This window comes from Burkholderia sp. AU31624 (assembly GCF_020420065.1).
Lineage (GTDB): Bacteria > Pseudomonadota > Gammaproteobacteria > Burkholderiales > Burkholderiaceae > Burkholderia.
Window position 1 is genome coordinate 99,040 of the sequence record NZ_JAIZRT010000009.1, and the last position, 18,325, is coordinate 117,364.

An 18,325-nucleotide genomic window follows, 5' to 3' on the forward strand; every position below is an offset into this window, starting at 1 on the left:
TCAACTCCACTTGGTTACAACGTTCTTCTCACGGAACACGGAGCGAACTCCGCGCCGCACAATTTAGTGACGCACGGAACCGCAGTCAATTTGACAAGAACGAAACCGCGTCGCACACGGGTAGGACACCGCGCCGCTCACGCGCCCAGCAACATCCCCTTGCGTACCGGCACCGTGCCTGTCACGCGGCCCAGCGGTGCGCCAGCCGTGACGAAACGAATCGCGCGGCGCATGTAGAACACACCATCAGTGCCGCTCGAGATCGTCGTGCTCGCATCCGTCAACGGATCAACGATGTCGAACAACGGATCGCCGGCGCGGATCGTCGCGCCGATCGCCGCGCGGTGCACGAGGATCCCGCTCACCGGCGCGTAGAACTGCTCGCTGCCCGCGAGCGGCGTGGCCGGTGAGGCGAGCGGCGGCAGGGGCGTGCGCTCGCCGCGTACCGCGCCGCGCCACACGAGATAGTCGACGAGCGCATCGGCATCGCGTTCCGCATATTCGTAGGTCACGTCGCGCTGGCCGCGGCACTCGACCGTCACGGCCACGGTGCCCGCCGCCATCGGCGTGCCTGCCGGCAAGTGCTGCCGCAATTGCGTCCACAGCAGGTGATGCGCATCGTCGAACGCGTGCCCGCCCGAATCCTCGGCGAGCAGCGACACGTCCGCACCGAGATAACGCGCGAGCGGCTCGACCTCCGGCCATGCGGTGTCGCTCGTGTACACGTGCATCACCGCTTCGAGCGAACAATGCAGGTCGATCACCACATCGGCATCGAGCGACAACTTCAGCAGCGTGAGCTGCAGCGCATCGAACTCCGTGCGCGGCGCGATCTCGTCGAGCGCCGCGCCGACGCATTCGCGCACGATCGCGCGGTTGCGCTCGCCGTCGTCGCCGAGCCGGTCGCGCGCACGCGCGGCAATCTCCGCGAGCGGCAGGAAGCCGCGATTGAAGTTGCGGCCGCTCGCCAGTTCGAAACGGCCGATGAACTGCCCGAGCAGATGATGATTGAGGCCGACCGGGTTCGCCACCGGCACGAGCACGATCTCGGCCGCGAGCCGGCCGTCGGCATCGAGCTGCGCGAGACGCCGCTTCAGCACGAACGCCGCGAGCATCGCGGGCGTCTCGTCCGCGTGCAGCGCGGCCTGCAGGTAGATCTTGCGGCCGGTGTCGGCCGGCCCGAAATGAAAGCTCGTCAGTGTGCGCTGCGTGCCGATCGACGGTGACAGGAGCGGCGTGGTGCGAATCTGCATCGATGGTCTCGAACGAAATGAAAACGAAGAAGCCGGTGAAACGTCGAGGTGAGTCGGCGCTCAGTCGCCGTACGGGTTGAAGTCGAAATACTTCCTGGCGATCCGGTCGTACGTGCCGTCCGTCAGCATCGATGCGATCGCGCCGTCGATCGACGCCTTCAGCGCGGTATCCGACTGCCGCATGCCGATGCCGACGCCGCGATCGCCCAGGTCGAGCGGCGCGCCGACGAACGCGAAGCCCTTGCCCTTCGGCGTGCGCAGGAAGCCGTAGTCGGCTTCCACGGTGCCGAGCAACGCCGCGTCGAGGCGGCCGTTGACGAGATCGGCGAACACGTCGTCCTGGCTCTTGTACGGCATCACGCCGACACCGGCCGGCGCCCAGTGCGCGAGCGCCCACGATTCGAACTGCGTGCCCGACTGCACGCCGACGTGCTTGCCCGCAAGCGACGCGGTCGTGCTGTCGACGCCGCTGCCGGGCCGCGCGACGAGCCGCGACTTGAAGCGGAACAGCTTCGACGAGAACAGGATCTGCTTCTCGCGCTTCTCGGTGATCGCCATCGACGACAGGATCGCGTCGATCTTGCGCGCCTGCAGCGCGGGAATCATCCCGGAGAATTCGAGCTCGACCCACTGGCAGCGCAACTGCGCGCGGCGGCAGATCTCGTTGCCGAGATCGACGTCGAAGCCCTTCAGGCTGCCGTCGGGCGCCTTCGAATCCATCGGCGGATAGGTCGGATCGATGCCGAGGCGCACGGGGCGCGCATCGAGTGCGTGCGCGGAATCGGCCGCGAGCGCAAGGCATAGGGAAACGAGCGGCAGGAAGGGACGTTTCATGGTCGACGAAGGGCGGGACGATGGGCAAACGGCACGAGCCGGACTGCCTGCGATCGTAGTGCGCACACGCCGCCGCCGGAATCGCCCGCTGCCTTATCATGATCACTTTTCCCGATCACCGGCCCCGCGCTTGCCCATGGCGTTCACGCTCTCCCAGCTCCGCATCTTCCAGGCCGTCGTCGAGCACGGCAGCCTGCGCGCGGCCGCACGCGCGCTCGACCTCGCGCAGAGCGGCGTCACGCAGCAGCTGCAGAGCCTCGAGGCGACGCTCGGCGCGACGCTGTTCACGCGCACCAATCGCGGGATCGTGCCGACGGCCGTCGGCCAGCGGCTGCTCGCGCGCTCCGGGTCGATCCTCGGCGAATGCGAGCAGGTCGAGCGGGAAATCCGGCAACTGAGCGGCGCGTATGAAGGCACCGTCACGCTCGGCCTCGTGGCCGAACCGCTAATCGATGCGTTCGCGCCGGTGCTGAGCGCGTTCCGCGCGCGCTTCGACAAGGTCGACGTGCACCTGCGCACCGGCACGTCGCGGATGATGATCGGCTGGCTGCGGGAAAGCGCGGTCGATTTCGCGATCGCGCTGGTCGCGAAGCAGACCGACACGACCGATCTCGCGGTTACGCCGCTGCGTGCATCCGCGCCGGTGGTCGTGTGCCGCAACGGGCATCCGGCGATGCATGCGCAATCGCTCGCCGAACTGGCCGACTACGCGTGGGTGTCGACACGCTCGCCGAATCTCAGCGCCGATCCCGTCGTCAACCGGCTGCTCGCGTACTTCGACGTGCACGGCCTGCCGCCGCCGAAGATCCTCGCCACCGTCGAAGGAATGTTCGAGACGCTGCAGCTCGTCACGCAGACCGATTGCCTGTCGCTCGAAACCGAAGCCGTGACGCGGCACGGGCCGTTTGCCGGCGCGCTCGCGAAGGTGCCCGTGCGCGAACAGGCCGAATCGCAGGACATCTGCCTGCTGCAGCGCGCGGCCGTGCCGCTGACGCCGGCCGCGCAGGAACTCGCGACGATGCTCGCGTCGTACCTGAGGGTGGTGCGCGGGCGGTAAGCGCGTATTGCCGCCGGCCGCCCGTCGTGCTGCGCTGCGCCGCGAATCAGTCGATCGAATCCCCCGCCGTCTCGCGCAGCATCGCCACCGCGATCAGCGACAGCACCACGCATGCGGCCACGTAACCGGCCGGCGCGAGCTTGCTGCCGGTCGTCTTCACAAGCCAGGTCGCGATCAACTGCGCGGTGCCGCCGAAGATCGTTACCGCGAGCGCATACGCGATCGAGATGCCGGTCGCGCGCACGTGGCGCGGCAACGACTCGCACATCAGCGCCATTTCCGACGCCGAGCCGAGCGAATAGAACAGCAGCATCAGCGCGGTCAGCGGCAGGATCACCGACAGCGTCGGGTGATGGTTCATCAGCCAGAACGCCGGGAACAGCAAGGCGACCAGCACGCCGCGGCCGACGAAGATCGGCAGGCGCCGGCTGCCGAGCCTGTCCGACAGCCAGCCGAACAGCGGGCACGTGACCAGCATCACGCAGCCCGATGCGACGCCGACGAACATCGACAGCTTCATCGGCAGGCCGAGCGTGTGAATCGCGTAGGTCGGCATGTAGAACGTCAGGATGTAGGTCGACACCGTACCGCCCATTACCGTGAGCATCAGCAGCAGCACCGTGCGCGTGTGCTTCGAGAACAGCTCGTGCAGCACGCCGCGTTCGATGCCGTGATGGCTGTCGCCGGGCGCATCGTCGGCGAGCCGGCGGCGCAAGAACATCCCGACCGGCGCGATCAGCACGCCGACGAGAAACGGCAAGCGCCAGCCCCAGCCTTCCAGCGCATCCTTCGTCATCGTGTTCGACAACAGCGCCGCGAAACCCGAACCCATCAGCGCGGCGCCGCCCTGCGTCGCGAGCTGCCAGCTCGCGCGGAACGCACGGCGCGACGTGCCGCCCTGTTCGAGCAGCGTCGACGTCGCCGCGCCGAATTCGCCGCCCTGCGAGAAGCCCTGCATCAGCCGCGCGAACACGACCAGCAGCGGCGCGGCCACGCCGACCTGCGCATACGTCGGCGCGATCGCGATCAGGCCCGTGCCGAGCGCCATCAGCATGATCGTCAGGTTCAGCGCGGCCTTGCGCCCCTTGCGGTCCGCGTAGACGCCGAGCACGACGCTGCCGAGCGGCCGCGTGAAGAAGCCGGCGGCGAACGTCGCGACCGACAGCAGCAGCGACGTGGTCGGGTCGCTCGACGGGAAGAACAGCTTGCCGATCAGCACCGCGAAGAAGCCGTACACGGTGAAATCGAAGAATTCCAGCCAGTTGCCGATCACGGCCGCGGCAATCGCACCGCGCCGCGTGACGGCCGGTGCGCCTGGCGCGGGACTGACTTCGGCCGCCCCCGTCGATGCGTGGTGCAGCGCGAGATGGTCTTTCTGCATCGCTATCCTCTCCTGTCAATGCGCCGGAAGCGCCGGCCCCGCGCCGCCGCCGCGATCACTGCCCGAGGTAACGCTCGACGAGGCGCGTCCAAAACGCCGCGCCGATCGGCAGGTTGCGATCGTTGAAGTCGTATTTCGGGTTATGCACCATGCAGCCGTCCTCGCCTTCGCCGTTGCCGAGGCGCACGAACGAGCCCGGCCGCTGCTGCAGCATGAACGCGAAATCCTCGCTGCCCATCAGCAGGTCGGTCTGCTCGACCACATGCGCGTCGCCGACGAGTTCGCGCGCCACCTGCGCGGCGAAATCCGTTTCGGCATCCGTATTGACGACGACCGGATAACCTTCGATGTATTCGACGTGCGCGGTTGCGCCGTAGCTCGCGGCCTGCGTTTCGGCCAGCTCGGTGATGCGGCGCTTGAGCAGCGCGCGCACGTCGGGGCTGAACGAGCGCACGCTGAGTTCGAGGCGCGCGCCGTTCGGGATCACGTTGTTCGCGGTGCCCGCGTGCATCGAGCCGACCGTGACGACCGCCGGTTGCGACGGATCGACGTTGCGCGCGACGATCGTCTGCAGCGCCATCACGATGCTCGCCGCGACGACCACCGGATCGACCGTCAGGTGCGGCCGGGCCGCGTGGCCGCCGACGCCTTCGATCGTGATGATCGCCTTGTCGCCAGCCGACATGAACGGGCCGCGCCGCGTGAGGAACACGCCCGGTGCCGCGCCCGGATGGTTGTGCATGCCGAACACCGCGTCGCACGGGAAGCGCTCGAACAGGCCGTCGTCGATCATCTTCTTCGCGCCGCTGTCGACGCCATGCTCCTCCGCCGGCTGGAAATACAGGTGCACGGTGCCGGAGAAGTTGCGGGTCTTCGCGAGGTGCTGCGCGGCGCCGAGCAGCATCGTCGTGTGGCCGTCGTGGCCGCACGCGTGCATCTTGCCGTGCGTGCCGCTCGCATAGGGCAGCCCCGTCGCCTCGATGATCGGCAGCGCATCCATGTCGGCGCGAATGCCGATGCTGCGCGTGCCGTCGCCCACGCGCAGCGTGCCGACCACGCCCGTCTTGCCGACCCCGCGCGTCACCTGCCAGCCCCACTGTTCGAGCTTCTCGGCGACGAGCGCGGCCGTGTCGTGCTCCTCGTACGCGAGTTCGGGGTGGTGATGGATGTGGTGACGGATCTCGCGCAACCCGCCGGCGGCGGGCAACAGATCCTCGACTTCGGTGAATCGGGTATCGGTGGGCATCAAGAGGCTCCTGCTGTTTGTCTGCGCACGCAACGGTGCGTGCGGGAAAGCGAGCCACTATAGCGAGCCGATATCGGTTCAATAAGATGCGGAATTTTTCACCGCGATAAGGTTTTTTAATCAGGGTTAGTACGGACGACACACGACCCATTGATTTTCGAGACGAACGGTCTATTATTCCGCCATGGACGCTCGAATCGATCCGCCTCGCCGCCGCGGCAGGCCACCCAAGCAGCACGACGATCTCGTCGCCACGCGTGACATGCTGTTGCGCACCGGGCTCGAGATCCTCACCGAAAAGGGCTTTTCCGCCACCGGGCTCGACGAGATCCTCGGGCGCGCCGGCGTGCCGAAGGGCTCCTTCTATCACTACTTCGACAGCAAGGAAGCGTTCGGCCTCGAACTGATCGACCGTTACGCTGAGTTCTTCGCCCGCAAGCTGGATCGCCATTTCAGCCAGCCAGAACGCTCGCCGCTGGCGCGCGTGCGCGCGTTCGTCGACGACGCCCGCGACGGCATGGCCCGCTACGCGTACAGCCGCGGCTGCCTGATCGGTAACCTCGGACAGGAAATGGGCACGCTGCCGGAAAGCTTCCGGGAACGCCTGCGCACCACGTTCGAGGACTGGCAACGGCGCCTCGCCGAATGCCTGGTCGCCGCGCAGCAAGCCGGCGAACTGGCGGGTTCGGCCGATCCCGCCGAGCTGGCCGCATTCTTCTGGATCGGCTGGGAAGGCGCCGTGCTGCGCGCGAAGCTGGAGCGCAGCGACGGGCCGCTCGTGCTGTTCGCGCAGTTTTTCTTCAATGGACTACCGCGCCGCTGAATTTTTTTGCCATTAACTAGACGATCGGTCTAGAAAGGAGGACACATGTTTCAAGGCATCGTGATCGACAGGCATGAAACCGGCCAGCAGGCCCGGCTCCAGACGCTGGACGACGCGCAGTTGCCCGCCGGCAACGTGACGGTACGCGTGGGCTATTCGACACTGAACTACAAGGACGGGCTGGCGATCACCGGCAAAAGCCCGGTGGTCCGCAAGTTCCCGATGGTGCCCGGCATCGATCTGGTTGGCGAAGTCGAAGCGAGCACGCACCCGGACTATCGCCCCGGCGATCAGGTCGTGCTCAACGGCTGGGGCGTCGGCGAAACGCATTGGGGCGGCCTCGCGCAGAAGGCCCGCGTCGACGGCGACTGGCTGGTGCCGCTGCCGTCCGCCTTTTCTCCGCAACAGGCGATGGCCATCGGCACGGCGGGCTACACCGCGATGCTGTGCGTGATGGCGCTGGAGCGACACGGCGTGCGCCCGGACGACGGTGAGATCGTGGTGACCGGCGCGGCAGGCGGGGTGGGCAGCGTCGCCACCGCCATCCTCACCAAGCTGGGATATCGCGTGGTCGCGGTAACGGGCCGCCCCGCCGATGCCGACTACCTGCGGCAGCTCGGCGCGGCGGAGATCCTCGAACGGTCGCAATTCAGCGAGCCCGGCAAGCCGCTGGGCAAGGAGCGCTGGGCCGGCGCGGTCGACGTGGCAGGCAGCCACGTGCTCGCCAACGTGTGCGCGACCACGCGCTACCGCGGCGTCGTGACCGCCTGCGGCCTGGCCGCGGGCTTCGATTTCCCCGCGACCGTCATGCCGTTCATCCTGCGCGGCGTCACGCTCGTCGGGATCGACAGCGTCATGTGCCCGCGCGCCGATCGCCTGGAAGCGTGGCGCCGGCTCGCATCCGACCTCGACGTCGGGAAGCTGGGCGCGATCAGCCACCAGGTCGGCCTGGGCGACGTCGTCCCGCTTGCCGGGGAATTGATCAACGGCAAGGTGCGCGGCCGCGTCGTCGTCGACGTCAACGCGTGACGCCGATGACGATCACCGGCGTTTCTTTATTCGAACGGCGGCTCGCGCATCGAGTCCGCCCGCGCCACGTTATCCAGGAGACCTCATGACCGCCGCACACACCGCCCCCATCAGCCGCTTTCCCGTGCCCGCGCTCGAAGACTTGCCCGAGGACATTCGCGAACGCATCGCGACCGTCCAGGAAAAATCGGGCTTCATCCCGAACGTATTCCTGACGCTGGCGCATCGTCCCGACGAGTTTCGCGCGTTCATGGCCTACCACGACGCGCTGATGGACAAGCCGGGCAACCTGAGCAAGGCCGAGCGCGAGATGATCGTCGTGGCCACCAGCAGCGCGAACCAGTGCCAGTACTGCGTGATCGCGCACGGTGCGATCCTGCGCATTCGCGCGAAGAATCCGCTGATCGCCGACCAGGTCGCCACCAACTACCGCAAGGCCGATATCACCGCCCGGCAGAAGGCGATGCTCGACTTCGCGATGAAGGTGTCGCAGGCCGCGCAGGGGGTGGGCGAAGCGGACTTCGACGCGCTCGAGTCGCACGGCTTCGTCGAAGAAGACGTGTGGGACATCATGGCGATCTCGGCTTTCTTCGGCATGTCCAACCGCATCGCGAACGTGACGAACATTCGGCCGAATGCGGAGTTCTACGCGCTGGGGCGCTGAGCGCACGCGACGCTCGGGGACGCGGCGCCCGCGCCCCGCCCCTAGCGACTGCGGTAAACGACGCCCTCGCCCGGCTTCGGCGCCGCATCGGCCGCCTCGTCGAAACGCTCGCGCGCTTGCGCGATCGGCTCCTTGTTTTGCTCCGCCCACCTGACGAGCGCCATGACGGGCTCCAGCAGCGTTGCGCCGAGCGGCGTGAGCGCATAGTCGACGCGCGGCGGAATCGTCGGGAACACCGTCCGCGTGACCAGCCCGTCGCGCTCCAGTCCGCGCAACGACAGCGTCAGCATGCGCTGCGAAATCCCTTCGATCTCGCGTTTCAGCTCGTTGAAGCGCCGCGAACCGTCGTTCAGCGTCGCGATGATGTAGAGGCTCCACTTGTCGCCGATCCGGTCGAGGATCTGGCGGGTCGCCTGGCAGCCGTCTTCGCTGGGTCGGGGCATGGTGGCAGGAACATCGATGTGACTGGGGCACAAGCCTGTGCGTTCTTGTGGGGCCCGGGCGCGAACCCTAGCATTCCACATGCTTTTCGGTAACTGAGTTATCAAAAGTTACCAGGTTCTCATCTTATCCCGAAAGGAACGCTCATGAGCCGCATCCTGCTGATCACCTCCAGCCCCCGCAGCACCGACAGCCTGTCCACGCGCGTCGCGCACGACCTCGCGCGGCAACTCGCGGCGCGCAACGCAAACAGCACCGTGACGTTGCGCGACCTCTCCACCGATCCGCTGCCGCATATCGACGATGCCTACATCGTCGGCCGCATGCTGCCGCCCGACGCGCGCAACGCCGAGCAAGTGCAGGCCGTCGAGCTGGCACAAGCGCTGGTCGACGAACTGCGCGCCGCCGACATCGTCGTGATCGGCTCCGCGATGACCAACTTCGGCCCGTCCACGCAGCTGCGCGCGTGGTTCGACCGCGTGATCTGGCCGCAGGTCACGTTTCGCTATGGCGAAAGCGGCGTCGCCGGCACGGTGGAAGGCAAGCAGGCCTATCTGGTCACCGCCAGCGGCGGCGTCTTTTCGGAAGGCCCGTATGCACCGTTCGACTACCAGTCCGGCTATCTGAAGCATCTGCTCGGGTTCATCGGGATCACCGACATCCGCGAAGTCCGCATGGAAGGCACCGTATTGGGCGCCGATGCGGTGCAAGCGGCCATCGCGAAGGCCGGGCAGGACGTGCAGGCGCTGGTGGAACAGGCGGGTTGAAACAACGGCAGCGCCCGTCGATCGCCGCACGCGGGCGGCGCCAGCCGACGCCCGCCCTCACGCGCTGGGGCCGAACGGCCGCTTGCCGCTCCCGGCGAGCCAACCCGATGTCAGCGCTCACTCCTGCACGTTCGACGGCAATACGCCGCCCGGCCGCTTCGCGACCGTAAACGGACACGCACGCAATCCATCAAAAGCGTGCACTATTAGGGTTTTGCCGTACCGGCGCCCGACGCCTCCGACGTTCGTTTCACGTTCCCCGTTTCACACCGCGAACCTCCCATGACGAATCAGCCTACCCAGACCGGAGCCGACCGGCCCGTCGACATGATCATCTTCGGCGGCGGCGGCGACCTGGCCGCCCGCAAGCTGTTGCCCGCGCTGTACATGGCGCACCTGCACTGCAACCTTCCGCCCGAGACGCGCATCATCGCGGTCGGCCGCCGCGACTGGGGCATCGACGGCTATCGCAAGTTCATGGACGAGCAGTCGCGTCCGTTCATCGACGAAAAGGCGTTCGATCAAGCGGCCTGGAGCCGTTTCCTCGACCTGTTCAAGTACGTGCTGATCGACGTGAACGCGCCGGACGACTACCTGCGGCTCGCGGAAGCGGCGCGCGGCGATGCGATCCGCGTGTTCTACCTGTCGACGTCGCCGGAGCTGTTCACCACCATCTGCGACAACCTGTCGGCCGCGCATCTCGTCGACAAGCACTCGCGCGTCGTCCTCGAAAAGCCGCTCGGCCACGATCTCGCGTCCGCGAAGGCGATCAACGATGCGGTCGGCAAGCACTTCGAGGAATCGCAGATCTATCGGATCGACCACTATCTCGGCAAGGAAACCGTGCAGAACCTGATGGTGCTGCGCTTCGGCAACCCGATCTTCGGGCCGCTGTGGCAGGCGCCGAGCATCCGCAGCGTGCAGATCACGGTGGCGGAGACGGTCGGAGTCGGCAGCCGCGCGGGCTTCTACGACCATACCGGCGCGCTGCGCGACATGGTGCAGAACCACCTGCTGCAGCTGCTGTGCATCGTCGCGATGGAGCCGCCGGTGTCGCTCGACCCGGACGCGGTGCGCGACGAGAAGCTGAAGGTGCTGCGCTCGCTGCGGCCGATGGCGGTGGCCGACGTCGCGCGCGACACGGTGCGCGGCCAGTACACGGCCGGCGCGGTCGACGGCCAGCCGGTGAAGGGCTATCTCGAGGAAGACAACGTGCCGGCGGACAGCCGCGCGGAAACCTTCGTCGCGCTGCGCGCGCACATCAACAACTGGCGCTGGGCGAACGTGCCGTTCTTCCTGCGCACCGGCAAGCGGCTGCAGCGCCGCCAGTCGGAAATCGTGATCGAGTTCGCGGACATGCCGTTCTCGATCATCCCGACCGGCCCGCGCCACTACAGCAACCGTCTCGTGATCCAGCTCCAGCCGGAAGAGTCGATCCAGCTGCAGATGCTCGCGAAGGAACCGGGCAGCGGGATGAACATGGTGCCCGTGAGCCTGAACCTCGACCTGCAGCAGGCGATTCCGGAGCGGCGCGCGGAAGCGTACGAGCGTCTGCTGATCGACGTGATCCGCGGCCGCCTCACGCACTTCATGCGCCGCGACGAGCTCGAAGCCGCGTGGTCGTGGGTCGAGCCGATCCTCGACGGCTGGAAGCAGCTCGGCGACCGGCCGCGCCTGTACACGGCCGGCACGTTCGGGCCCGCGGCTTCGTCGGCGCTGCTCGCGCGCGACGGGATGTCCTGGTCCGAAGAGGCGTAACCGCCACCCGACGGCGTGCCGGAGTACGGCACGCCGGATCGCACGTGGCGTAACCCGCCCCGTCGTCCCGGCCGCCGCCTAGCGCGGCTCCATCCACGACGCCGCCTTGCGCCGCCCCGGCGCATCGCTGCCGCCGCCGCCCAGCGCCTCGATCAGGTAATCGACGAACGACGCGATCCGCGACGAGATCGCGGTATTGCGGTAGTACACCGCGTGGATCGGCTGCTCGACCTCGAGCGTCTGGCGCGCGAGCACCTGCACGAGCCGGCCCGCCTCGCGATCCTGCGCGGTCATGAAATCCGACAGGCAGACGACCCCCGCGCCATCGAGCGCGAGCTGCCGCAGCGTCTCGCCGCTCGACGAGCGGATGCCCGGCTCGATGCGGCACGGTTCGCCGTCGGCGCCGAGGATCGGCCACACGTTCAGCGATTCAGGCTGCGTGAAGCCGAGCAGCGTGTGCTTGTCGAGATCCTCCACCTTGCGCGGCTGGCCATGCGCCGCCACATACGCGGGGCTCGCGAGCATGCGGATCCGGCTGGTGCCGATGCGGCGGCTGTGGAGCGTCGAATCCTTCAGCCGGCCGATCCGGAACGCGACGTCGGTGCGCCGCTCCAGCAGGTCGATGATGCCCTCGTTGCTGTTCAGCTCCAGCTCGACTTTCGGGAAGCGTTCGCGGTAGCCGCGCACGAGCGGCACGATCACGTGCAGCATGAACGGCGTCGCCGCGTCCACGCGCAGCCGCCCCGACGGCATCTCGCGCCGCGCGAGCATCTGCTCTTCCGCCGTCTCGACCGATTCGATGATCGCGCGCGCGTCCTGCAGGAACGCGCGCCCTTCCTCGGTCAGTTCGAGCCGGCGCGTGGTCCGGCGCAGCAGCGTGGTCTTCAGCTTCTCCTCGAGCCGCCCGAGCGTGCGGCTCGTCGCCGACACCGTGAGATCGAGCTGCTGCGCGGCTGCCGTGATCGAACCGGAGTCGACCACGGCGGCAAAGGCCTGGAGTTCGTCGAGTGTAATCTTCATCGCTGCATTCTTGATTTCAAATCAAAACAATTTGGTTTATAGACCTGTTTTCAGCAAAAGTAAAGGCGGCACACTGCGCTCCATCCTCACCGGACCCTGGAGCACCCGTCATGCCACTCGCCCTGCTTGCGCTGACCATCAGCGCATTTGCCATCGGTACCACCGAATTCGTGATCGTCGGGCTGATCCCGACGATCGGCGCCGACCTCGGCGTCAGCCTGCCGTCCGCCGGCCTGCTCGTCAGCCTTTACGCACTGAGCGTCGCGATCGGCGCGCCGCTCCTCACCGCGCTAACCGGCCGCGTGCCGCGCAAGACCCTGCTCGCCGCGCTGATGGCGCTGTTCACCGTCGGCAACCTCGTCGCGTGGCAGGCGCCCGGCTACGAATCGCTGATCGTCGCGCGCATTCTCACCGGCCTCGCGCACGGCGTGTTCTTCTCGGTCGGCTCGATCATCGCGACCACGCTCGTGCCGAAGGAGAAGGCCGCCAGCGCGATCGCGACGATGTTCAGCGGGATGACCGTCGCGTTCGTCGCCGGCATTCCGCTCGGCACCTTCATCGGCCAGCACTTCGGCTGGCGCGCGACGTTCCTGGTCGTCGCGCTGTTCGGCCTCGTCGCGTTCGTCGGCGCGGTGGCCTTCGTGCCGCGCGGCTTGCCGCAAACGGCGCCCGCGCCGCTCGCCCGCCAGTTCCGCGTGCTCGCGCAGCCGCGCCTGCTGCTGGTCTATGCGATGACGGCCGTCGGCTACGGCGGCTCGCTGATCGCGTTCACGTACATGGCCCCGCTGCTCGAGCAGATCGCCGGCTTCACACCGTCGCAAGTGAGCCTCGTGCTCGTCGGCTACGGCATGTCGGTCGCGTTCGGCAACGTGTGGGGCGGCAAGCTCGCGGACGCCGTCGGCCCCGTGAAGGCGCTCAAGCGGATCTTCCTGCTGCTCGCGATCGTGCTGCTCGCGCTCACCTTCACGATCCACGTCAAATGGCTCGCCGTGCTGACGATGCTCGCGTGGGGCGCGGTGGCATTCGGCAACGTGCCGGGCCTGCAGGTGTACGTCGTGAAGCAGGCACGGCACTTCGCGCCTGACGCCACCGACGTCGCATCCGGCTTCAACATCGCCGCGTTCAACCTCGGCGTCGCGGGCGGCTCGGCACTCGGCGGCGTGATCGTCGCGCACGTCGGCCTCGGCCATACGCCGTGGATCGCGGCAGCCGTCACGCTCGGCGCATTCGCGCTCACCGCACTGAGCGGTCGCCTCGACCGCAGCGCAGGCCTGCCGGAACGCACGGCGGAACCCGTCCAGCTCGCGCACTGAACGGAGCCCGACCATGTCCACTTCACTCACGGCACTCGACACACTCGCAGACGGCAGCTTCAGCATCGGCCTCGAACTGCCGCTCGACAACGACTGGTCGCCGGCCGGCAACGCGAAGCGCCAGCACGACCGTCGCTACCCCGGCGTCCCCGACCTCGCGCGCCACGCGACGCTCGCACAACGGGCCGACAGGCTCGGCTTCCGTGCGCTCTGGGTGCGCGACGTGCCGGTGTACGACCCCGCGTTCGGCGACGCCGCGCAGGTGTTCGAAACCTTCTCGTATCTCGGCTACCTCGCCGGCATCACGAACGACATCCTGCTCGGCACGGCGGCCGTCGTGCTGCCGCTGCGCGAGCCGCTGCTCACGCTGAAATCGGCCGCGTCGATCCAGGAACTGAGCGGCGGCCGCCTGCTGCTCGGCGTCGCCAGCGGCGACCGGCCCGTCGAATATCCGCTGTTCGGCCGCGACTTCGCATCGCGCGGCGCGAATTTCCGCGACCAGATCGCGCTGCTGCGCGACGGCGCGCGCGGGCATCTGCCGCCCGGCCTCGACGTGCTGCCCGCCGCGCGTGCGCCGCTGCCGCTGCTCGTCGCGGGTCTCGCGCAGCAAACGCCCGCGTGGATCGGCGAACACATGGACGGCTGCCTCGCGTACCCCGGCACACCGGACGACCACCGGCAGCGCGCCGCGAACTGGCGCGCGGTGGCCGGCGACAAGCCGTACGTGAGCTTCATCCACCTCGATCTCGCGGACGACCCGCACGCGCCGCTGCAGCGTCACCGCTTCGGCGCCCGCGCGGGGCGTCTCGCGCTCGTCGGGGAGCTGGCGGCCATGCGCGACGCGGGCGTGCAGCACATCGGCCTGCATTTCCGCCGCAACCTGCGTCCGCTCGACGAGACGCTGGCCGAGATCGCGGCAGAGGTACTGCCGGTGTTCCACGCGGATGAAAACGCACGGACGCGCGCTGCATGACATCGTCCCAACCCACTCCCGATACTTGATTTCAGATCAAATATTTTTGACCGGCAACGGCGTTTATCTCACCAATCCAACACGCCAGAATGACTTCCATGGCAAACCCGTTCCACTCTCCCAGGAGCACCTGATGAGCAAGATTCCCGCATTCGGCCTCGGTACGTTCCGCCTGCAAGGCCAGGTCGTCATCGACTCGGTGCGCAACGGCCTCGAAGTCGGCTACCGCGCGATCGACACCGCGCAGATCTACGGCAATGAAGCCGAAGTCGGCGAAGCGATCGCCGCGTCGGGCGTGCATCGCGACGCGCTGTTCCTCACGACCAAGATCTGGGTCGACCACTACGCGCCGGACAAGCTCGTGCCAAGCCTCGAGGAAAGCCTGCGCAAGCTGCGCACCGACCATGTCGACCTGACGCTGATCCACTGGCCGGCCCCCGACAACGGCGTCGCGCTCGACACGTTCATGACCGCGCTCGCCGATGCGAAAGCGCAGGGCCTCACGCGCCGGATCGGCATCTCGAACTTCAACATCGCCCTGACGAAGGAAGCGATCGCGGCCGTCGGCAAGGACGCGATCGCGACGAACCAGATCGAGCTGAGCCCGTACCTGCAGAACCGCAAGCTCGTCGAATTCCTGAACGCCGAAGGCATCCACGTCACGTCGTACATGACGCTCGCGTACGGCAAGGTGCTCGGCGATCCGGTGATCGGCGCGATCGCGCGGCGTCACGACGCGACGCCCGCCCAGGTCGCGCTCGCGTGGGCGTTGCAGCTCGGCTACTCGGTGATCCCGTCGTCGACGAAGCGCGAGAACCTCGCGAGCAACCTGCTCGCGCAGACGCTGCGCCTGACCGACGAAGACATGGCGCAGATCGCCGCGCTCGAACGCAACGGCCGCGAAGTCGACCCGGCCGGCCTCGCGCCGACGTGGGACTGAACGCGCCACCCGCCACTCACCCTTTGATTCACCGCGGCCCGCGGGCCGCGGCACCGACAGGACATCAACACCATGACCCAGGACCCGCTTTTCCAACCGCTGCAACTCGGCGCGCTGACGCTGCCGAACCGCATCGTGATGCCGCCGATGACACGTTCGCGCGCCAGCCAGCCCGGCGACGAAGCCAACGAACTGATGGCCGCGTACTACGCGCAGCGCGCGAGCGCGGGCCTGATCGTCAGCGAAGGCACCTATATCGCGCCGCTCGGCAAGGGCTACGCATGGACGCCCGGCATTCACACGCCGTCGCAGGTGGCCGGCTGGCGCAAGGTGACGGACGCCGTGCATGCCGCGCACGGCCGGATCTTCGCGCAGCTGTGGCACGTCGGCCGGCTGAGCCATACGAGCCTGCTCGGTGGCCGGCAGCCGGTGTCGTCGTCGCCGCTCCAGGCGACAGGCGTGAACGTGTTCATCGCGGGTGAAGACGGCAGCACGCCAGGCTTCGTGCAGGCGTCCGAACCGCGCGCGCTGACGCTCGACGAGATCCGCGAGATCGTCGATCAATACCGCGCCGCCGCGCGCCACGCGATCGAGGCCGGCTTCGACGGCGTCGAGCTGCACGGCGCGAACGGCTATCTCGTGAACCAGTTCATCGACTCGAATGCCAACACGCGCACCGACGCGTACGGCGGTTCGCTCGAAAACCGGCTGCGCTTCCTGCGCGACGTCACGCAGGCGCTGATCGACGGCACGGGCGACGCATCGCGCGTCGGCATCCGCCTCGCGCCGCTGACGACGCTGAACGGTTGCGTCGACGACGATCCGGAAACGACCTACCTCGCCGCTGCAACGCTGCTCGGCGAACTCGGCGTCGGTTACCTGCACATCGCGGAAGCCGACTGGGACGACGCGCCGCTGATGCCGGTCGAATTCAAGCGGCAACTGCGCGCCGCGTTCCCGGGCGTGCTGATCTACGCCGGCGCGTACACCGCCGAGCGCGCACGCGAAGCGATCGCCGCCGGCTGGGCCGACCTCGTCGCGTTCGGCCGCCCGTTCGTCGCGAACCCCGACCTGCCTGAGCGGTTGCGCACCGGTGCCGCGCTCACACCGCACGACCGCAACACGCTGTTCGGCGGCGGCGAGCGCGGGCTGACCGACTACCCGACGCTGGCACAAGCCGCGGCCTGACGCACCCGCTGGGGCGACACATGAAAGCAACGCTCGGCCTGCTCGCGCTCGCCGCGATCCTGCCGTTCGCGGCCACGCAGGCACCGACGCCGGTTGGCCCGGATTGAGGTTGAATCGGGCAGGCGCGGCCGCGTCAACCCACGGCCGCGCATCCGGGGCCGCACGCAATCGCAACGGCTATCGGCACGATTGCCATTTGCGCATTGCAGCCGGTGCAATTGGCGTCTAGCGTTTACGGGTTCGTCGACGAATACCCGTCACCCGCCCTGAAAGGATGCCTCGCCATGCGAAGCCGCTTCCCGAAACGCCCCATGCTGCCGGCCGCCGCGGCCTGCGTTGCACTCGCCTTCTGCGCGTCGTCCGCCCGCGCCGACGACGCCGCCGGCCTCGCGCCGCCGCAGCCGGCCACGCCCGTGCTGTCGACGACCGCGGCTGGCCTACAGGTCTACACGTGCGACTACGATGCCGGACACAAGCTCGCGTGGGTGTTCCAGCACCCGGAAGCGATGCTGTTCGACGCGAGCGGCACGCTCGTCGTCCGGCACGGCACGGGGCCGTCATGGGAAGCGCTCGACGGTAGCCGCATCACCGGCAAGAAACTCGCGGAAGCGCCGAGCGCACGCCCGGGCAGCATTCCGCAACTCCTGCTCGCCGCGACGCCGGACGCAACGGACGCGAAGGCCGCGGCCGGCACGCTCGCCGGCGTGCGCTTCGTGCAGCGGCTCGATACCGCAGGCGGCATGCCGCCGGATGCAGCGTGTTCGACCGAGCATGCGGTCGGCCGCTTCCCGTATTTCGCGCGCTACGTGTTCCTGAAATAACGCGCGACGGCGCCCGACGCGCCGGGCGCCGCTGCGGTATTGTCCGACTTTCTCATCACATTGATCAGTTATCCTATTCTTGACGGTCGGATGCCTGCCGTCGTTCAGCGTCCGTGAAGCTCAGCCGATCCGCATCGACAACTCGACATCGCCGCCGAACGACACCGACAGATAGCCGTTCTCCGGCGAGCGCACGTAAGCGAGATAGTCGGGGCTGAAATCGGCATTGTCGGCAACGACGAACGCGCCGGGCCGCAACCGCTGCTCGACGAGTGCGAGCACCTCCGGATACAGCGCCTTCGCACCGTCGAGCAGCAGCAGGTCGACCGAATCCGGCAGATCGGCGGCCAGCGTACGCAGCGCATCGCCCTCGCGAATCTCGACGAGATCGGCCAGCCCGGCTGCCGCCAGGTTCGCCCGCGCCCGCACGACCTTCGACGGCTCGAATTCGCTGGTGATCAGCCGGCCGCCGCCGTTGTCGCGCAGCGCAGCCGCGAGATGTAGCGTCGAAATGCCGAACGACGTGCCGAATTCGACGATCGACCGCGCGCCGCCGCTGCGCGCGAGCATGTACAGCAGCGTGCCGGTCTCGCGCGACACCGCGAGCGGATAGTCCTTCAGGCGCGCATACAAGTCGGTGTAGTCGGTCTTGCTGCGCATCAGCCGCGCCTGCTCGTCGCGCGACAGGCTGGCGAAGTCCGGGCTCGTCGCGGGCGACGAGGCGTCGGCTTCGTCGAACAGGCGTGCCAGCAGCGAGGCCAGCGGGTCGAGCGTCAGGGTGGTCATGCGTATCTCCGGGTTCAGGTTGAGTGCGTCG

Annotated in this window: 18 protein-coding genes; 11 read left to right on the forward strand and 7 right to left on the reverse strand. The window is 67.9% G+C overall.

Annotated features, from left to right (window positions below; translation table 11 throughout):
- Positions 1-137 precede the first annotated feature (137 nt).
- Both LGM89_RS29275 and LGM89_RS29280 read right to left on the reverse strand, forming a co-directional pair.
- Positions 138-1,253, reverse strand: coding sequence for a succinylglutamate desuccinylase/aspartoacylase family protein (locus LGM89_RS29275; protein WP_226274767.1), 1,116 nt, complete (start codon positions 1,251-1,253; stop codon positions 138-140).
- Between the two features lie 60 nt (positions 1,254-1,313).
- The gene (locus tag LGM89_RS29280; protein ID WP_226274768.1) at positions 1,314-2,087 is read right to left on the reverse strand and encodes a transporter substrate-binding domain-containing protein; all 774 of its coding nucleotides are present in this window, start codon (positions 2,085-2,087) and stop codon (positions 1,314-1,316) included.
- Between the two features lie 136 nt (positions 2,088-2,223).
- Here LGM89_RS29280 and LGM89_RS29285 point away from each other — a divergent pair, with 136 nt between their 5' ends.
- Positions 2,224-3,144: a LysR family transcriptional regulator gene (locus LGM89_RS29285; RefSeq protein ID WP_089428962.1), complete on the forward strand. Its 921-nt coding sequence runs from the start codon at positions 2,224-2,226 to the stop codon at positions 3,142-3,144.
- A gap of 46 nt (positions 3,145-3,190) precedes the next feature.
- Here the strand turns inward: LGM89_RS29285 and LGM89_RS29290 are convergent, their stop codons facing one another.
- Positions 3,191-4,525: an MFS transporter gene (locus tag LGM89_RS29290; protein ID WP_226207326.1), complete on the reverse strand. Its 1,335-nt coding sequence runs from the start codon at positions 4,523-4,525 to the stop codon at positions 3,191-3,193.
- Between the two features lie 55 nt (positions 4,526-4,580).
- Positions 4,581-5,771, reverse strand: coding sequence for a M20 aminoacylase family protein (locus LGM89_RS29295; protein WP_089496104.1), 1,191 nt, complete (start codon positions 5,769-5,771; stop codon positions 4,581-4,583).
- Positions 5,772-5,955: 184 nt separating this feature from the next.
- Between LGM89_RS29295 and LGM89_RS29300 the strand changes: the two genes are divergently transcribed.
- The 3 genes from LGM89_RS29300 to LGM89_RS29310 all read left to right on the forward strand — a co-directional run bounded on the left by LGM89_RS29300 (position 5,956) and on the right by LGM89_RS29310 (position 8,287).
- Positions 5,956-6,594, forward strand: a complete 639-nt coding sequence (locus tag LGM89_RS29300; protein WP_226274769.1) for a TetR/AcrR family transcriptional regulator — start codon at positions 5,956-5,958, stop codon at positions 6,592-6,594.
- A 45-nt stretch (positions 6,595-6,639) separates the two neighbouring features.
- Entirely contained in the window at positions 6,640-7,623 is a 984-nt protein-coding gene (locus tag LGM89_RS29305; protein ID WP_226274770.1) for an MDR family oxidoreductase, read from the forward strand.
- A gap of 85 nt (positions 7,624-7,708) precedes the next feature.
- On the forward strand, positions 7,709-8,287 hold the full coding sequence (locus tag LGM89_RS29310) for a peroxidase-related enzyme (protein ID WP_226274771.1): 579 nt from the start codon (positions 7,709-7,711) through the stop codon (positions 8,285-8,287).
- Between the two features lie 41 nt (positions 8,288-8,328).
- Here the strand turns inward: LGM89_RS29310 and LGM89_RS29315 are convergent, their stop codons facing one another.
- The gene (locus tag LGM89_RS29315; protein ID WP_089496100.1) at positions 8,329-8,763 is read right to left on the reverse strand and encodes a winged helix-turn-helix transcriptional regulator; all 435 of its coding nucleotides are present in this window, start codon (positions 8,761-8,763) and stop codon (positions 8,329-8,331) included.
- A gap of 111 nt (positions 8,764-8,874) precedes the next feature.
- Between LGM89_RS29315 and LGM89_RS29320 the strand changes: the two genes are divergently transcribed.
- Both LGM89_RS29320 and zwf read left to right on the forward strand, forming a co-directional pair.
- Entirely contained in the window at positions 8,875-9,495 is a 621-nt protein-coding gene (locus LGM89_RS29320; RefSeq protein ID WP_226207321.1) for an FMN-dependent NADH-azoreductase, read from the forward strand.
- Positions 9,496-9,777: 282 nt separating this feature from the next.
- On the forward strand, positions 9,778-11,253 hold the full coding sequence (gene zwf / locus LGM89_RS29325) for a glucose-6-phosphate dehydrogenase (RefSeq protein ID WP_089428943.1): 1,476 nt from the start codon (positions 9,778-9,780) through the stop codon (positions 11,251-11,253).
- Positions 11,254-11,331: 78 nt separating this feature from the next.
- On the opposite strand, the gene LGM89_RS29330 is transcribed toward zwf, so the two are convergent.
- Positions 11,332-12,273 carry a LysR family transcriptional regulator gene (locus tag LGM89_RS29330; RefSeq protein WP_226274772.1) on the reverse strand — a complete coding sequence of 314 codons (942 nt, stop codon included), beginning with the start codon at positions 12,271-12,273 and terminating at the stop codon, positions 11,332-11,334.
- 110 nt (positions 12,274-12,383) lie between these two features.
- On the opposite strand from LGM89_RS29330, the gene LGM89_RS29335 reads away from it, so the two are divergent.
- From LGM89_RS29335 to LGM89_RS29355, 5 genes are all read left to right on the forward strand, one after another.
- A complete protein-coding gene (locus LGM89_RS29335; protein ID WP_226207319.1) occupies positions 12,384-13,586 on the forward strand; it encodes an MFS transporter in 1,203 nt (400 codons plus the stop codon).
- A gap of 13 nt (positions 13,587-13,599) precedes the next feature.
- Positions 13,600-14,559: a TIGR03571 family LLM class oxidoreductase gene (locus tag LGM89_RS29340; RefSeq protein WP_226274773.1), complete on the forward strand. Its 960-nt coding sequence runs from the start codon at positions 13,600-13,602 to the stop codon at positions 14,557-14,559.
- Positions 14,560-14,692: 133 nt separating this feature from the next.
- Complete coding sequence (dkgB, locus tag LGM89_RS29345) at positions 14,693-15,499, forward strand: 2,5-didehydrogluconate reductase DkgB (RefSeq protein ID WP_226274774.1); 807 nt, start codon at positions 14,693-14,695, stop codon at positions 15,497-15,499.
- A gap of 72 nt (positions 15,500-15,571) precedes the next feature.
- Complete coding sequence (locus LGM89_RS29350) at positions 15,572-16,687, forward strand: alkene reductase (protein WP_226274775.1); 1,116 nt, start codon at positions 15,572-15,574, stop codon at positions 16,685-16,687.
- Positions 16,688-16,971: 284 nt separating this feature from the next.
- Positions 16,972-17,508 carry a DUF3455 domain-containing protein gene (locus LGM89_RS29355; protein WP_226274776.1) on the forward strand — a complete coding sequence of 179 codons (537 nt, stop codon included), beginning with the start codon at positions 16,972-16,974 and terminating at the stop codon, positions 17,506-17,508.
- 120 nt (positions 17,509-17,628) lie between these two features.
- Here the strand turns inward: LGM89_RS29355 and LGM89_RS29360 are convergent, their stop codons facing one another.
- Positions 17,629-18,294: an O-methyltransferase gene (locus tag LGM89_RS29360; RefSeq protein ID WP_226207312.1), complete on the reverse strand. Its 666-nt coding sequence runs from the start codon at positions 18,292-18,294 to the stop codon at positions 17,629-17,631.
- Positions 18,295-18,325 lie beyond the last annotated feature (31 nt).

What these genes read in the sequence shown, in the direction of transcription:
- LGM89_RS29275 (WP_226274767.1), bottom strand. Translation starts at nt 1,253, where the DNA reads ATGCAGATTCGCACCACGCCGCTCCTGTCACCGTCGATCGGCACGCAG.
- LGM89_RS29280 (WP_226274768.1), bottom strand. Translation starts at nt 2,087, where the DNA reads ATGAAACGTCCCTTCCTGCCGCTCGTTTCCCTATGCCTTGCGCTCGCG.
- LGM89_RS29285 (WP_089428962.1), top strand. Translation starts at nt 2,224, where the DNA reads ATGGCGTTCACGCTCTCCCAGCTCCGCATCTTCCAGGCCGTCGTCGAG.
- LGM89_RS29290 (WP_226207326.1), bottom strand. Translation starts at nt 4,525, where the DNA reads ATGCAGAAAGACCATCTCGCGCTGCACCACGCATCGACGGGGGCGGCC.
- LGM89_RS29295 (WP_089496104.1), bottom strand. Translation starts at nt 5,771, where the DNA reads ATGCCCACCGATACCCGATTCACCGAAGTCGAGGATCTGTTGCCCGCC.
- LGM89_RS29300 (WP_226274769.1), top strand. Translation starts at nt 5,956, where the DNA reads ATGGACGCTCGAATCGATCCGCCTCGCCGCCGCGGCAGGCCACCCAAG.
- LGM89_RS29305 (WP_226274770.1), top strand. Translation starts at nt 6,640, where the DNA reads ATGTTTCAAGGCATCGTGATCGACAGGCATGAAACCGGCCAGCAGGCC.
- LGM89_RS29310 (WP_226274771.1), top strand. Translation starts at nt 7,709, where the DNA reads ATGACCGCCGCACACACCGCCCCCATCAGCCGCTTTCCCGTGCCCGCG.
- LGM89_RS29320 (WP_226207321.1), top strand. Translation starts at nt 8,875, where the DNA reads ATGAGCCGCATCCTGCTGATCACCTCCAGCCCCCGCAGCACCGACAGC.
- zwf (WP_089428943.1), top strand. Translation starts at nt 9,778, where the DNA reads ATGACGAATCAGCCTACCCAGACCGGAGCCGACCGGCCCGTCGACATG.
- LGM89_RS29330 (WP_226274772.1), bottom strand. Translation starts at nt 12,273, where the DNA reads ATGAAGATTACACTCGACGAACTCCAGGCCTTTGCCGCCGTGGTCGAC.
- LGM89_RS29335 (WP_226207319.1), top strand. Translation starts at nt 12,384, where the DNA reads ATGCCACTCGCCCTGCTTGCGCTGACCATCAGCGCATTTGCCATCGGT.
- LGM89_RS29340 (WP_226274773.1), top strand. Translation starts at nt 13,600, where the DNA reads ATGTCCACTTCACTCACGGCACTCGACACACTCGCAGACGGCAGCTTC.
- dkgB (WP_226274774.1), top strand. Translation starts at nt 14,693, where the DNA reads ATGAGCAAGATTCCCGCATTCGGCCTCGGTACGTTCCGCCTGCAAGGC.
- LGM89_RS29350 (WP_226274775.1), top strand. Translation starts at nt 15,572, where the DNA reads ATGACCCAGGACCCGCTTTTCCAACCGCTGCAACTCGGCGCGCTGACG.
- LGM89_RS29355 (WP_226274776.1), top strand. Translation starts at nt 16,972, where the DNA reads ATGCGAAGCCGCTTCCCGAAACGCCCCATGCTGCCGGCCGCCGCGGCC.
- LGM89_RS29360 (WP_226207312.1), bottom strand. Translation starts at nt 18,294, where the DNA reads ATGACCACCCTGACGCTCGACCCGCTGGCCTCGCTGCTGGCACGCCTG.